Genomic DNA, 16063 nt, shown 5'->3' with positions numbered 1-16063 from the left:
CTTATGACAAGCGCAGATGACCGAATGCGGATGGCACGTGAAAATCCGGGTCTGCGACCTGCGGATCGACCCACGCGATCCAGTTCTGAATCGTCTGCTGCTTGTCGTCGAGACTGAACTCCGCGCGAAACAGGCCGGCAATGAGGTACTGCCCTTTTTCATCTTCATGCAGACAGCCTAGCTGCTGCAACGAAGTCAGCGCGATGCGCCCCTCAACGGTATAGCCTTGCGCATTTTGCCGGGATTGAAATTCCAGTCCGGCGCAAGACCAGTCCCATTCGATTAGCCGGTGGTAGCGCCCCCGGTAGTCGAGAACCTCACCGCGCGGATCCACCTCCAGACCATAGTACGGCTGCAGATCATGCCCGGTCGCAAAAAATATCTCGACGCGATCGGAGCCGATCACCCGTTCTTTGGCGTCAGCCCCTTGCGCCAACACGATGTCGGTGTCGGCAGCTTCAAAGAAGAAATAAAAATACTGGCTATCCCAGAGGGCACGAAAGCGGGTCGCGGGCGCCACCGCATCCAGCCATGGAAATGAAAAATCGTCCAGCGCACGTGCCGCGGCCCAGGCAGGGCTTTTGCCCGCGCCATCGATTGGGATTGGCGTGCTGCCCGCCAGCCGTTGAACCAGGTACTCTTTGTGTGTCATTCCAATGCACTCTGATTGCGCGCACCTGTCCGGCCAAACGAGCACCGACAAAACCGGCAGGACCGCCGGTTTTGTTGCGGCGAACGCTGTGCGGACAAAGCCAGCGGCAATTGGCTGTTACTAGACTAAGCCCAGCAAGGAAACCGTATCCCTGGCAAACACATCTTCCATCCATGCGGGATTCAGGTGCGGCATATTGGAACCGGCGCCGAATGAAAACCGCATGATCTCCCGGAGTTTGACCATAGACTCATCGGGCATGGTAAACGGGTAATCCGTGCCAAACAGCAACTTGTGCGTCACCCCGTACTCCTGTGCCAGCATCATGCTGTTGAAGAGCTGCCATGGCCGATAATGCAGCGCGGACAGATCGGAATAGATATTCGGTTGCTTGCGAATCAGCACAACGGTCTGATTCTCGAAGGGGTGTCCCATGTGCGCCACGATCATCTTGAGATCGGGGTACTTAAGTGCCACCGGTTCCAGCATCATCGGCTCGGCAAAGTTCAACGGTGCACAACGACAAAATGTCGTGCCCATGTGAATGAGAATTGGCAGACCTCTGCGTTCACAGGCTTCATAAAGCGGCGCGAGCAGCTCGTCACGTGGATCAAAGTTGGCGTACATCGGCATGAGCTTGACGCCCCGGAAGCCCCAGTCATCAACCGCACGTTCGAATTCATCCATGTAGTTGTCATCATAGGGGTCGATGCCGACGAACGGTATCAGCTTCCCGCCGATGTCACTGCTTTGCACAAAATCATGAATGAACTGGTTCGGCACATGCAAACCCGTATGCCGGGCCATGCCGCCAAAGACGACTACCTTGTCAACATTCGCGTAGTGGTTCGAGAACTGCTGCAAATCGACGTTCAGGGTGCCGTCTCTCCCGGAGACATCGCGCAGCTCCTTGATAAAACTCTCGTCGATATGCTCGCGATCGTTTGCATCCCACAGGTGTACATGGACGTCACAGGCTATTCTCATCTTACAACTCCAACCTTCAATATCTGGGTATCTACGCCCAAACTGGAACAAAGTGGTGACAGTTACCCGAACCGTAGCGCCTGAGTACTGCCTGCTAAATGTTACTGGCTACTGACTCAGAAACCGGTCCTCTGCAGAAACCCGGTTTCTGCGACAGTCTCCTTGAGCCAGCTGAAATCTTCGTCACTCAGTGAAGCGTACGGCGATTTCATCTCAAGTGAAAACTCCATGCCACGTATCCTGGCGTACGCCTTGTCCACCGCGCCATCGATGTACCCTTTACGCAAGAGCGGCACCGCAGTCTTGTGAAAGAAGTTGATAATTTCCGCATGAAGAAGCTGTGCAAGCTTCTGATCTCCCTCGATCACCGCTTTGTAGTATGCACGACATTTCTCAGGGTTCGCGTAGTTCGATGAAGGAATCAATCCGACGTTGGCCACACCCCGACAAAACTGGAATGCCGGCTCGGTGACAAAGTGTTGCAACGAAGGTGACTCCGTGACCAGCTCGTAAAACTCGATCCACGCCCCAGAACCCGTTTTCGTCGCACAAAGATTCGGAGTAGCCGAGGCAAGCGCTTCCAGTTCCTTGCCGTTGAGCCGCCGCTTGTTTCTCGGATTGTTGTAAAGCAGGAACTGGATATCCGCTAAATCGCCGCAGACATCTGCAAAGTACGTTCTGAGCTCAATATCATTCAGCTCTTTCCAGAATGGCAGCGTAATCTGAACACTGTCCGCCCCAAGGTCAGAAGCCACTTTGCAGCGACGAATGACCTGGTCGGAGCTAAGCCCGAAGCAACCAACCTGCCTGAAAACATCGGCACCCCCGGTCGCCTCCACAAAGGTTTCGATAATCGTCCCGAATTCCTCGTCGGAGACTGCGTACCCTTCGCCACTGGTACCGAACAGGTACAGTCCATCACAACCGTCCTCCAGCAGGGCCTCAATCGCACCACGAAACTGGTCCTTGAGAATAGCTCCGCGCTTGTCCCAAGGCAGTGGCACACCCGCTAGATAACCGTGCATATGTTTTGTGTCTGCTCTTTTCATGTTTGCTCTATGCATCCTGGATTGACTCGTCTCTGGCTAGGAGCTTGCGTGAAGAATGGAATATTGGGGATGACCGCCGTGCGGCATCGTCCCAATATGTCGGAGCGTCCGTATGCATGCTCCAACCGCGGCGACAAACCGAATGCCTGCCGCCTGTTCTTTCGCAGACAAAATGCTCATGTGCAGCCGCCCTTCGCTTTCGTCGCTAGCCCTTGGCGAGAATCTGTGCGCCTCGATCCGCCAGAACATCGCCGGCCGGTCGCTCGAACTGAGGCCTGAATCGCGTGTAGCGGTAGTAAGAACTCATGTACTCGCGATCGCCCGTATTGGCCGAGTCGGTCACGTAGCCGTGAGAACCATTGGCGTATCCGCAGGGAATAGTCATAGGCAAAGGTGAAAGCTCACGCAGTCTGCGACCGATACCCTGGAACGGTTCACATTGCAGGCCAACTATGCCCACATCGCCCAGGCCGATGACGTAAATTGGCAGATCAAGCGCTTTCATGATCGTGTTTTCGCGGCCCGTCTTGCGAATATCCAGAGCCCACTCGCTCCAAGGTAGAACCGACTTGATCAGTGCTCCACGGTATTCAGGTGACAATGCCCGTGGGAAGTTCAATCCAACGCAGGTGAGCGTATTCTCATCTCCCGCATCAGCGCGTCGAATGAAATCGTTCATTTCTTCGATTTCCAGTTTCAATGCGCGCATGTCCGGCAACGGTCCGCACGGCACCGGAACGGGTTCCGTCTTATACATCAAACTGTTTCGCTCTGAAGGCTGGAGATCATTCAGCGCCTTGAGGTAGCTTTCTCCCAGCATCTCGCCGAACAAGCGCGCTCGTTCGACGCCACCGCTGAACATTTCCTTCGAATTCACATCGCCCGCGCATCCTTGCAGGAAGCCGACGGGAATAGGCTCGCCACCCTCTGCCAGTTCCCGGCCAACGATATCCGTCGCGACCTGCGACCACTCCCCATACACGACGGGTGCCTCCGGCTTGTAGCTGGTAACCGGGTGCCCGGTAAACTGCACGAGAGCGGCAATCGGCTTGTTTTGCCGGTTTTTGAAAACCACAACTGGCGCCTGACGGTCAATGTCACCATTGTAGTCAGCACCGACGAGGACCCGGTCCTCCTCGCGCATGAAATACGTCGAACCGTCCGCCCGACGGCCTTTCCGGTTGTAGGTTATGCGTCCTTCGCTGCCTTCGGCATACCAGACGCTGACCGGCTCCAACATTCCACGTAAGCGTCGCGCAGATTCTCTGAGCTCTTTGAACAAGCGCTCACCGAAGGGTGTCAAAGGTGACTCTTTAGTTGAAACCAGCCGGTCGCGGTAGTCCTGATCATTGTGGCCGGTAGAGCCGCCCGGCGGAGCATCACTGTGATTGTGCGAGGCGAACAGCACAATGTTATCAGCGGCAATTCCCAGTTCTTGTGAAATGATCTTCTTGAAATAGGCCAGCGACCGACTCAGAATCAAGTCGATGCAGACAATGCAGACCTCGTGGTTTCCTTCCCGGAGGAGCATGATAGTTGTCTTTAGAGGACCGGCAACTTCCAAAATCTTATTGCCGAGCTTGCTCGCTCCAGCATCGCCCACGTCCGCCATGGTGCCGAATCGAATTGCGGCAACTTCCAGTTGCCCGCGCCTGCTCATGCCATGCGCAATGCTGCTTAGGGACACGCCCGATGCGGCAACGGTACCTGCGGCGAGTGACTTTTGCAGGAATGCGCGTCTGTCTGTATCAGTCATGAATGCTCCAGATATGCGGTCAGTCAATAAAACCGAAAATACCTTTAACGTTACATTTTGTCAATTCACCGCACTCGGCCACTCCGCGCATAGCGCTGTAGAGAGCCGCTCGTCAAGTGCTTGAGGGTGAGGTAGTGAAACGGAGACGCAGGCGCATGCGGAAGGGCTCGCCGGTAAGACCATTATCACAGGCTGCAGCGTGTACAGAACGAGTGCGCCGAAAACCCGATGCGCAATGCACCCGATGGGGAATGGTCGTACTTTTTTCGGCCAGTGGCTTGCGGGCTATTGCCGGCAAGAATCTGAACTACGCGGATCCGCCCTGCTTGAAAGATACTGGGAGAAGCGTTTTGCGCGCTGAAAAACGACCGGTCCGCAGCCGGTCAAGGATCAGTTGGCCGGCCAACTGCCCCATCTCGTAGGCTGGCGAAACGATTGTAGTCAATGATGGGGTCGAATAACTACTCGCAGAAAAGCCATTGAAGCCGGTCACCATGATGTCCTCAGGGACCTTGTAGCCCTGATCCTGACAATAGCGCATCGCAGCAATGGCCATGGCATCAGTGCCACCAAGAATAGCATCCGGTACCTTGGTGACGGCCAGGTATTCGGCAAGGGCTTCCTGAGTCTTCTCGAATGTCGACTCTTCGCATTTAAGAATCTCCAGAGTCACCCCTTTTTTCCGAGCAATGGCCTTTTTGACGCCCTTCAAACGCTTCTCTATGGCAGGCCATTGCACCAACGGCCTGACGAAGAGCAACTTTTTGGCGCCTCGTGAGATCACGTGCGAGGTTATTTCATAACCACCTTTCTCGTCGTCCTGATTGACGATAGCGATGCCACTGGCCTTGATGTCCAGGCTGTCCTGAAAGATAACCACAGGCTGGTGCCTGCCCAGCATGAAATCAACATTCTTCCGCCTCTCCGCCTTCGGGCCACACAATATGGCGCATAAGGCGTCGGTGCCAGCCACCGAAAACAATGACGCTCGCTGAAAGCTCTCTGGGCGCACGCCCTGCACAGTTAATGAGTAATTATTGGTGCTGAGGTGGTTACTCAGGCCGGCCACAAGCTGGCCTATGAATGGATCGGCGAGAAATACCGGCGCCTCATCCATGATAATCATGCCAATGGAGAATTCCTGGCTGCTTCGTAATTTCCGGCTGGTTGCACTTGGTACGTATTTCAGCTTCTTGATCGCCGCATCGACCTTCTGCCGAGTTGCGCTGCTGACAAACTGAGATTTGCCGTTAACGACATTGGAAACGGTCATTACCGAAACGTTGGTAGCCTCCGCTATGTCGCGAAGAGTTACCCGCCGGTTCACTCTTGAACTCATCTTCTTCTTTACCATGAGACGTGTTCAACCTTTGATTTGGCTCTTAGGGGGATAAATGTCGTGCACTGCCATATCAAGCACACAACGGTTTTATTATTATTCGGAGCCAGTCAATTATACACACCAAGCGCCTTGCGACACACGCTGCCAACCGCCACCCGATTCCGGGCGCCATAGAGCCCCTCTGACTACCGTAAATTGCGAAGCCGGGTGAACGGTTTACCTTGAATAACCCGGAGCAGAGACGGTGATTGTTTCAGGAAAAATGCCGGTGCTTGTGCCGGCCGGCTTTCTGGACACACTGCTCTTGCTGCGACAAAAGGCCTTGGCCAGAACCCGAAAGGTCAGTCACACTGTCCGCTACCAGACGCGGTCAGGATGGGTAACATCTGGGTTGGTGCGGTCGCAAGCTGCAGTCAAAGGCCTTTGTGGGCGATTTTTTCGATTGCCTGACTAAACACATCTATTTCGTCGACACTGGTAAATACGTTTGGTGCCACGCGGATTGCCGAATACTCACCGGGCAGTACCCGTGCCCTCACGTGAATGCGTGAAGTCCGCAACAGATGCTCACTGAGCGCAGGCCCTTCAATCCCCTCGATTGTCATAGCGCCTATTCCGCATGCCTGACCCGGATCATTACTATTCAGGATACGCACACCGCGAATCGACTCAACGCGACGAGACCAACGTTCGCGCAAATAGTTGAGGCGAGCCGCTTTGCGTTCCGGGCCGATACGCTGATGAAAGGTAAGTGCGGATGAGATTGCGTTCTTCGCAGCAACCGGATGCGTACCGATCGCCTCAAACTTTCGAATATTAGCTGCGTTGCTTTCACTGGACGGCATGAGGGGCCACACATCCGGTATCCTTTCCTTCCGGACGTAAAGAAAACCGGTGCCGATTGGCGCCGTCAGCCACTTGTGCAAACTAGTGCCATAGTAGTCGCAGTCCAGATCCGCCTGCTGGAATGGAAAGTGCGCGAAGCTGTGTGCGCCATCCACGATCGTCTGGATCCCACGATCGCGTGCCATTCTGCAGATTTCCCGGACAGGGAATATCTGACCTGTTGTGTATGTCACATGGCTCAACATAATGACCCGGGTACGATCCGTTATAGCCTCTTCAAACCTCTTAACCAGATCATCCGGACTTGGTGGCGGGACCGGAAATGAAATCGTCTTCAGAACAATTCCATCCCTTTTCTCGCGCTGCCGCCAACTCCAAAGCATGCTGATGTAGTCTTGGTTGGTCGTGAGAACCTCGTCGCCAGGCTTCAGATCAATACCAAGAATCACGTTCTCCAGAGACTCCGTGGTATTTCGGGTTATTGCCAGCTCTTCGGGATCACAACCGAATGCGCTTGCCAACCGACGCCTGACCCCTTCACGCTGCGGCAAGAGCAGCTTTTCCACATAAAGAGAAGGGCTCATGTTCATAACGGTCAGATAGTCTTGCATCGCCTTCTGAACCACTTGGGGTGCCGGGCTAACGCTGCCACTATTTAGGTTGATCTGATTACCATCGACACTGAATGCCTGTCGAATCTGCAGCCAGAACTCTTCATCCGTACTGGCCGATTCAGGGTCCTGCGAGACACCAGCAACAGCCGACGCAACCGCCCCGGCTGCCTGCGAGTGCAAGGCCACGTAAGAAGCAGACATTAACCCGAGAAATTCACGCCGTTCCACTATGATCTCTCCCATCCATTTTGTGCTGCATCAAGACGGCAGCTCCGGGTAATCGCTATCAGAAAATGTCACCTGTCAGCCTACTCTGCCTGCAACGGGAGTTGTACCTGTATACCTCGATATCGGTTCAGGCTACCCACGTCATTCGGCAACATAAGTCACTTCAACAGGCTGAACCAGCACGGTCGGAGAGCAAAGTAATAACGGAGGCCACCTCGATGTACGGGTGGCCTCACAATCACCTGACAGTTTGCTCCAGAATCAGAAATCAACCTTCATACGAAAATAAGCAAACCCGCCATCGAAACCAAATGGTGTTTGGTTACTGTAAGTGAGACCAATGTTATTCAGTCCACTCTCATTACCTTTGTCCAGCGGACCGAAATTATCGGTGAAGTTCTGAGCACCAAGAACCAGCGTCACATTCTCGCCAGCATAGTAAGATGCTTCGACATCAAACACCCAGTCAGAGCCAAAACAGTAATCCGTGTAAACGGTACCACCTATTGCGTTAGGCGTTCCTGTGCAATCCAGTGCGTATTGCGGATTGTCTCCGGCACCCGTAAACAACGGATCCCCGTTGTTACCACCATTCTTTCGTTCACCGTAATAACTGGCACGAAGCATCAGCCCAAAATCGCCAACTGAATGGTTGTAGGTGAAAATTCCACGTTGATCCGGTAAGGCATTCTCAAGGTTGACAACAGTGTTTCGACTGATGTCATCTTCAATGCGATCGACTTGCGTGTCCGTCCAGTTCCAGGCGGCAGTGAAGTTACCTGTACCAGCCCGACCAAAATCCGTCAACCAGGTCGCAACAATGTCGATGCCCTGAGTCGTCGTATCAAAGTTGTTGGTGAAAAAGCTTACCGCAGAACTTTCTGCGGCCCCGGGGACACCGCTTTCTTGCAAACATTGTGCGAGATTGGCCGCAGGGTCGGCGGCTGCGATCGGGCAACTCCCATCCGTTAACGGGCCGAGAGCGATGATTGACAGGTTACCAGTAGTAGCAAGACGATCTGTTAACTCAATATTGAAGTAATCCACTGTGACGCTCAAGGTTTCTGTCACATCGAATACGCCACCTAACGTGAAACTCGTTGCCTTCTCTTCCTGCAGTACCTTACCGCCAAGAGAAACTGCGATTGGATTGGTCGACGGTATCCGGCCGGATTGCAGAAGTTCGTTGTCTATGAGCGTCGTACGCAGTTTTGTCTGATTGCTCTGCGCCGGAGTTGGTGCGCGAAAGCCTGTGCTCAAAGAAGCGCGAAGAGCGACATTTTCAGTCAATTCCAATCGACTACTGAGTTTTCCATTTACTGTACTGCCGAAGGTGTTGAAGTTTTCGTATCGCAGTGCGGCGCCAACCGTAAACTTCTCCGTAACATCGCCCTCGACGTCAGTATAGAATGCCCAGTTACTTCGAGCCCAAGTACCCGCTTGCTGTGGCGAGTACCCTGGCAAACCGTTGCTTCCGATCCCCATATTGGTCAATGGAATTGGCGCACCGGTAGCATCAAGCTGGCACGTCGTGCCATCGCCGTAGCAGTTGGGGTTCGATGACGGGCCGGCCTGTGTGGTGAACGGTCCATTAATCCATGAATTAACTTCGCCAATTGATGCAGTCCATTCTTCTTCTCGCCACTCCACACCGAAGGCCAGATTGAGATCGGAAACGAATGCTTCCATCGGTAACGCTTTGGTGAAATTTGCGTTGAAGCTCTTCTCAAACTGTGAGTAAGAACCGACATCGAAAGCCCGCTGCAGTACTCCGGCAGTAATAGCGGTCTGCCCCAGTGATGGATTGACAGTTTCCCGAATATGAAAATCGGCATCATTCCAGCCAACACCCAGACTGATGTCATAGGTCAAGTCGTGAAAACGTTTGGAGACGCCTTGAATTCCCATCACACCCGAAGCATCTCGCACCTTTCCGCTGAACTTTGGAGTAAAACCTCCCGGCATGAACTCGTTGTAGACCAGACAATTGTCAGGCAGTGAATTCATTGCCGCGAAATCATTGGCAACCGCCGTTGGGTCCAGGTCAACGCCGTCCAGGCCAGTACCCGGAACGATCATCGCGGGACAATTGGAAACCTGGCCACCGAGGTTGGGAATGATGTTGCTGTCCATGACGGCACGGTAAGTCTGGCCATTGAAGTTGTGGGTGAACACTGAACCCTGGCTATTCGGGTTGCGCCAATTAAAGCCGGTCTCGGTACTGCGACTTCCGACATTCCCGAAAAAGTAAAAACTCTGCGAATCGGTGATTTCCAGCTCTGAATTCAGGAAGACTATCCAATCGTCGTTGACTTCCTGCTGCCCCCATTCCTGGGCAATCTCCGGAATGGCATCACGCTGCGCAGCGTTGCCGGAACGGCGAATTGTCGCAGCCGCTGTTCGTTGTGTAGCCGTATCAGTCGGAGCCATCTCCCGCCACTGTGCTGTCACATTCGCAAAGCCGTTTTGCCCGAGCGGAAACCCGGCATTGGCGCTCAACTGGTAGAGCTCGCCATCGCCTTTAAAGAATTGACCAGTCCGCGCTTCCAGGGTCACGCCCTCGCTCGCGTCTTTCAACATGAAGTTCAAGACACCAGCTACCGCATCGGAGCCGTATTGGGCGGAGGCGCCGTCACGCAATACTTCCACCTGCTTGATAGCCATCGCGGGGATGGAGCCGAGGTCCGGACCATGAACGCCATCCTGCGTAATAACGCCCGATCTGTGTCGCCGTTTGCCATTGACGAGAACAAGGTTGTTATCGGCCGGTAGCCCGCGCATCTGCGCCGGACGTACGATTGATGCCTCGTCTCCGGTTCCCCAACGGCGTACGTTGTAGGACGGAATCGTCGTTCTCAGCATATCGTCCATATCGGGGGCACCCTGACTCTCTAGCTCGGCACCACTTAGTACATCGATCGGGACCATTGATTCGGCAACTGTTCTTTCTGCGCGGCGCGAACCTACTGTAACGACCTCTTCAATGACCTCCTTTGATCTTTTGGATGCAGCATCGTTGCGGCGTTCCGCGCTGTTGCCGCCTGCCTCTTGCGCCAACGCCGCTTGCCCAGTTGTACTCATAATTGCCGACGTGGCCGCAACCGCCACAAGCAACGCACGTATTCGTTTATTCATCTACGCCCCCCAAGAGGTCATTGAAAATAAGACAAAGGTACTTACATGTTACGTTAAACGATATTGCCTTTTACGTTAAAGGGTTTACGGTGTCAAGATTTTGTAAGGCTATCGAAAAGAGCGAAGCGTCCTGCCGGAGAACCAAACTCTATGTCGCGGGGCCGGAATGCCGGGCGACAAACCCTGTGCCGTTCATTCAATTCACGACCACGCTGATCCATTGGGCTTGACGAAGGCAGCGCTTCAAACGATAAGTCAGGCCAAAAAATTACGGATCAACTACCGGCGTTTTTTTTCCGATGAGCCGAAACAACACTCGAATCTTTGGTGAACGGATGGAGAGGGCATGTGTTCTGCTTTTTCAAGCAACATACGCCCTCCATCCGGACGCTTAGAGGGCCGCCCTCAGGTAACGGTCCAACCGCCATCGACGACCAGATTCTGGCCCGTAACATAGGAGGACGCATGTGACGCCAGGTACACTGCAGCGCCCACCAGCTCTTCCGGTCTTCCGATTCTTCCGAGACTGGTCCGCTCCCCTAGCGCCGAAATAAAACTCTGGTTTCTTTGCGTGTCTGGATTTGGGAACGGTCCCGGTGAAATGCAATTGACCCTGACGTTTTGCGGGCCAAGCAACTGTGCATAGTATTTTGTCATTTGGATAACAGCCGCTTTTCCTGCCCCGTAGTGCGGTGGATTCAGCGACGATGGCGCATTTTCATAGGCCGCGAAATCGGGTGCCACAATGCCATACATCGATGAAATGTTGATGATGCTGCCGCTGGCCTGCTGTTTCATGATGGGTGCCACCTCGCGAATGCAGCGATACACGCTGTTAATCACGCCGTCGACGCTGAATTCCCAGTCTTCATCACTGATGCCCAGAGGATCATTACCACGGCAGTACATGGCATTGTTGATAAGGACATCGATCGAACCGTGGTTCTCCGCGGCGATGGTCACCGCCGACTTGATGCTGGTTGCATCCGCGATATCACAAGGGATGAAACTGAACTGATCTGCATCACTTCCAAAGGCTTCCCTGAATTTGCTTTCAGAGCGTGCAAGGACACAGACATTGGCCTGGTATTGAGACAGACCCGTAGCCATAGCCCCGCCCAAGTAACCATAGCCTCCCGTGATCAGGACCGTTTTACCCTTGAGATCGAACAAATTCATCTTTCAGCTCCAGCAATTCAATTAGGCTTGGCACCCGGCGTCTCGTGTGTCAGCAGATCGCCAGGCATGAAGGAAACGGTAGCGCGATAGACTGACCGGTTGTGGATAGCTGTCCGGTCACAGCGTCAATGCGGAAAACCACGATGCAGCCGCTGCCTGAATTGGCACACAGCAGAAACGAACCACACGGTGATATCGCAAGACTCTGCGGCAAGTGACCATGGCTCGAGGTAATCTCGATGCAGTCCGGCAGCCCGTCGTCAGCTATGCAGTACACCGCGATACTGTCGTGCCCGCGATTACAGGCATACATGTATCGTCCATTGGCGGCTAACACGATATCGGCAGCCGCGTTCTCTCCATCGTACCCATCAGGGAGTGTAGAACAGCTATGCCGCTCGATCAGATCGCCGGTCTGTTTGTCGTAGCCGAACAAGGTGATGGTTGAACGCCGTTCATTAATTACGTAACCGTACTCACCTTCGCGTGCAAACACCAAGTGACGCGGGCCCGAGCCCGTCGTCAAGGCGATGCCCGAAGAACCGGCAGGCGCCAGTCTGTGAGTCACTGCATCGAAGCGGTACGACTGAATCAGGTCAAGCCCCAGATCCGCGATGATCGCAAAGCGGTCATCCGCGCTGGTCACGATGCAATGCGGATGTGACTGCGTTTGCGGTTCAGGCTCACTTTCAGCGTGAGTAACCCCGATGACGGACGCCGCTTCGCTCGGTGAACCGTTATCATCAAGGGGGATCGAGGCCAGCGAGCCGCTGGCGTAGTTCGCAGCCAGCAGCGTCTTGCCCGATGCGGAAATGCTGAGGTAACAAGCACCCGCGCCATGCGTTGATTGGCGCTTGAGGAGGCGCGGCACCCTGTCTCGCCCTTCGAGCTTGTAGGCCGCTATCTGACTGTGTTCCGGCCCGGCAAATTTTCCGGGCGCATGCACGGAATAAAGCTCATTGCCGGACGGTGACAAGACCAGGAAAAACGGGTTCTCAATATCGCAGGTGTGGTGCACTGCGGTAAGCTGCCCGCTGTCCGGATCCAGGCGACAGCCATGAATGGCGCCGCCGCGCCCGTTCGGAAACGACGCACAGAAGACGAGCATGCTCCGCTCGACCGAGCCTTTTACCACCTGTCTTGCTTTCATCTGCACATTGATTGCTTCGCGAACAGCCAGCGCATTCGACTGCCAGTGTCCGTCAGACGCCCCATGACCCGATCGAACGACATGTCGCTCTCGGTCCCGTCAGCATTGCGGAAACTTTCCACCCGCCAGCGTTGCTCGCATCAGCACATTCTCCGGCCGGCCCGTAACCGACGCAACGGTTCGCGAACACCCGCCTCGTACATTACGGATTGCGTTGCACCGTGTAGATAGTCAATCCGTCAATATCCTGATTATCAGCAGGCAACATCAAGCTGGCCAAATAGCCGATTCCAATGCTGCAGGCGATGCCAATGGTTGCAAACAGGTAGCCGTTGGCCCATTCCATCAGCCACACCACGATATTAATGCCGGCACCGCAGGCTATGCCGACGAGTGCGCCAGCGCCTGTCGCCCGCCGTGTTGTAATTCCAAGAATAAACAGTCCGGCCAATGCGCCCATGAACATGCCAATCACTTTGAAGTATTCCGCCATCAGCGAGCGAATTTCCGGACTGATAAACAACAAGCCGACGGCGGTGCCGAGTACGCCCATCACCACGGTCAGAATTCTCGCCGCCCGCAGGTAGCTGTTATCGTCCTGACAGACGTTGAACGGCCGCAAGAAATCCGTGACCAACGCCGTCGCCGTCGAATTCATCCCAGATGACACCGTGGATTGTGCCGCAGCGAAAATACCGGCGACGATCAGTCCGGCAATACCGATGGGAAGTTCTGCGCCAACAAAGGCAGGGAAAATCTGGTCAATCTGCAGGTTCGGGTCCAGCTTCGCAGGATTGGACTGGTAGTAGGCATACAGTCCGGTACCAATGAAGAAGAACATCAACACACCCGGCACCGTAACGATCGCGTTCGTCCAGATCGATTCGGCCGCCGCCTTGGTGCTCTTGGTGGTCATGTAGCGCTGAACCACCGCCTGATCCGCGGAATAGCTGGACATGTTCTGGCCTATGCCGCCCAGAACAATGACCCAGATGGAAAGCGACGTGATACTGCTCGCGCTGAAGTCGAGATCGAGCAGCCGGAACTTATTATCCGCAATGCCGGCACTGAAGAAACCCGACAGGCCGCCATCGATACCGCTGATGATGAAGACGAAACACAGCACCGCACCGAGGGTAAGCACAAATACCTGGATAGTGTCTGTCCAGACCACCGCTTCAATTCCGCCCATTGCACTGTAGAGCATCGACAGCACGCCCATCAGCAGTACCGACTGCCAAGCGTCAAGCGGGGTGACGGCCGCCAACGCAAGCGCGGTTAGTGCCATTACGATACCCATCCGCCCAACCTGGAAGCAGATGAACAGCGCACTGGCAAACAGTCTCACGGGCATATTGAAGCGTTTGGACAGGTACTCGTAGGCACTGGTCGCATCAATGTTTCGGAAAAACGGCATGATGAGGTGCACGATGATCGGCGCCACCAGCAACACGGTCAGAATACCGATATATAAGAGCCAGTCTGTCTGGTAGACGAGTGCCGGCAGCGCGAGGTAAGTCAGCGAGCTCAGCATGGTTGCGTAGATTGAACAACCGGCCGCCCACCATGGAATGTTCTGGCCGCCCCGGAAATAGTCATCCGTGTCACTGTTCTTGCGCGCGAAATAGACACCGATCAGCACCATCGATAACAAGTAGATGACCAGCACAGTCATATTCGGCCAGCCGAAATGTGAGAGCGGGCTCTTGACGTCTACCTGCCAGATTCCTTCAAAAGGAACACCGGCCCGGACTCCGTTACCCAGTAACATCAAATCGCCGTCCCAATTGACGAACGTTGCTGCTGACCGCGGAGCCAGCGAATCAGTGCCCGCAGCCTCTTGTGAATCCGGTCCGGTTGACACCTCGGCGTAATCGGCCCAGGTATTGGTCACTGCGTTATAGGAACGGGCCACGCGGCTTTCTCCGGGTATTGCATCAGCAAGGACGATGATATGGGACTGCCCAAGTGCACCACCGACAAAGCCGTTGACGCCGGCGCCGCTGCCATCCAGTGGCATGTCGGCCTTCCGGGTCCACGCGCTGGCGCCCGGGTCAAAAGACCAGACTGTACCCTGCTGACTTGATCCGGCCTGCCCGCCTCCTGCACCTGCAGCAGTTGAGCTTGGCATGACTACGAACAACCGGTCACCAATGCCGTTATTCTGGGCGGCGACCGTCATCGACACGTCGCCAGACGTTTGACTGCCAGGTAATGGCAAGGACGGCAGTTGCTCCCAGGGACTGACAACTCGTCCCTGTTCGTCCCGCTGCTCGCTTATGCTCGCAAGATGGCCGTCGGCAACCGGCTCACCGAACGCATCCGTTTGAATGCGGCTGAGATCGAATCTGAAAAAGTCGTGGCTCGTAGCGTCAGCATTGCCGCCGGCCACAACATACAAACTATTGCCGAGTACGGTCGCGCCGCCGTTCATGGCTGCTTTGGGCATATCCGGCAGTTGGAGCAAGCGCGCGGCTGACGACGGGCTATCCCAGCGAATCAGAAAAGCTTCTTTCCGTGCGGCAGCGCCGTCGCTGCCGCCCACCGCGATCAGACCCAAGTCATGGCCGGCGTAGGCGCCATAGGCCCTCTTGCCCGGCAGCTTCAATCCCGTGTCGTGCCATTTGAGCAGACGCTCGTCGCCCGCAATCTTGCCGTCGCCGTTCTCGTCAGAACCGTCAGCACGGGTAGCGACCCAGACCCTGTCGTGAAAATCCTGCCGCGTGCCGGAACTCTGCGACCCTGAGGTGCTGGTTCCGCTCACTCCACCGGCGACAATAAGTGCGCCGTTCTGTACGCCGACATAGGCGCCCACGATTCCCGCACCTGCTTCTGATCCGGTCGAAACCAGTTCACTGACCTCGGTAAACCCGATAGTCGTTAATGATTCGGGGGCGCCATCGTCAGCCAAAGCCAGCAGCGGGAATCCGAAAACCAGAGTTGCCGTCGCAAACACCCCAAGCATTCGTCGGACGATTACCGGCTCGGCGTTGCGACTATCAGATGTCGAGATCAAACTCATCCGCTACTCCCTGGAGTTACAGCATATTCATACAACTTGCCGCACAGCACATGAGAGCGAATGGCAGTCATGTTCAGTGCGACGCTGACTATTCGTCGACCGC

Annotated in this window: 10 protein-coding genes; all 10 read right to left on the bottom strand. The window is 54.9% G+C overall.

From position 1 onward, the window contains the following. Nucleotide 1: 1 nt before the first annotated feature. The 10 genes from BA177_RS03945 to BA177_RS03900 all read right to left on the bottom strand — a co-directional run bounded on the left by BA177_RS03945 (nucleotide 2) and on the right by BA177_RS03900 (nucleotide 15960). Nucleotides 2–652, bottom strand: a complete 651-nt coding sequence (locus BA177_RS03945) for a carbohydrate-binding family 9-like protein (protein ID WP_068613113.1) — start codon at nucleotides 650–652, stop codon at nucleotides 2–4. A gap of 120 nt (nucleotides 653–772) precedes the next feature. After that, nucleotides 773–1639, bottom strand: a complete 867-nt coding sequence (locus BA177_RS03940; protein WP_068613111.1) for an amidohydrolase family protein — start codon at nucleotides 1637–1639, stop codon at nucleotides 773–775. Nucleotides 1640–1755: 116 nt separating this feature from the next. Continuing rightward, nucleotides 1756–2688 (bottom strand): dihydrodipicolinate synthase family protein, encoded by a 933-nt coding sequence (locus BA177_RS03935; protein ID WP_197493318.1) that lies wholly within the window; start codon nucleotides 2686–2688, stop codon nucleotides 1756–1758. A 205-nt stretch (nucleotides 2689–2893) separates the two neighbouring features. After that, nucleotides 2894–4444 (bottom strand): hypothetical protein, encoded by a 1551-nt coding sequence (locus BA177_RS03930; protein WP_068613108.1) that lies wholly within the window; start codon nucleotides 4442–4444, stop codon nucleotides 2894–2896. Nucleotides 4445–4751: 307 nt separating this feature from the next. Then, nucleotides 4752–5798 carry a LacI family DNA-binding transcriptional regulator gene (locus tag BA177_RS03925; RefSeq protein WP_082989849.1) on the bottom strand — a complete coding sequence of 349 codons (1047 nt, stop codon included), beginning with the start codon at nucleotides 5796–5798 and terminating at the stop codon, nucleotides 4752–4754. Nucleotides 5799–6199: 401 nt separating this feature from the next. Next, nucleotides 6200–7474, bottom strand: a complete 1275-nt coding sequence (locus tag BA177_RS03920) for an aminotransferase class V-fold PLP-dependent enzyme (protein ID WP_197493317.1) — start codon at nucleotides 7472–7474, stop codon at nucleotides 6200–6202. A gap of 261 nt (nucleotides 7475–7735) precedes the next feature. Then, the gene (locus BA177_RS03915) at nucleotides 7736–10609 is read right to left on the bottom strand and encodes a TonB-dependent receptor plug domain-containing protein (protein ID WP_068613102.1); all 2874 of its coding nucleotides are present in this window, start codon (nucleotides 10607–10609) and stop codon (nucleotides 7736–7738) included. 405 nt (nucleotides 10610–11014) lie between these two features. Further along, complete coding sequence (locus BA177_RS03910) at nucleotides 11015–11788, bottom strand: SDR family NAD(P)-dependent oxidoreductase (protein ID WP_068613099.1); 774 nt, start codon at nucleotides 11786–11788, stop codon at nucleotides 11015–11017. A 49-nt stretch (nucleotides 11789–11837) separates the two neighbouring features. Next, nucleotides 11838–12938 carry a lactonase family protein gene (locus BA177_RS03905; RefSeq protein WP_068613096.1) on the bottom strand — a complete coding sequence of 367 codons (1101 nt, stop codon included), beginning with the start codon at nucleotides 12936–12938 and terminating at the stop codon, nucleotides 11838–11840. Between the two features lie 202 nt (nucleotides 12939–13140). Beyond that, nucleotides 13141–15960 (bottom strand): sodium:solute symporter family transporter, encoded by a 2820-nt coding sequence (locus BA177_RS03900; RefSeq protein WP_068613093.1) that lies wholly within the window; start codon nucleotides 15958–15960, stop codon nucleotides 13141–13143. Nucleotides 15961–16063: the final 103 nt, after the last annotated feature.

It is taken from the genome of Woeseia oceani (assembly GCF_001677435.1).
Classification (GTDB): domain Bacteria; phylum Pseudomonadota; class Gammaproteobacteria; order Steroidobacterales; family Woeseiaceae; genus Woeseia; species Woeseia oceani.
The sequence above is the reverse complement of the archived record's forward strand: the minus strand, read 5'-3'. Positions and strand labels throughout refer to the sequence as shown.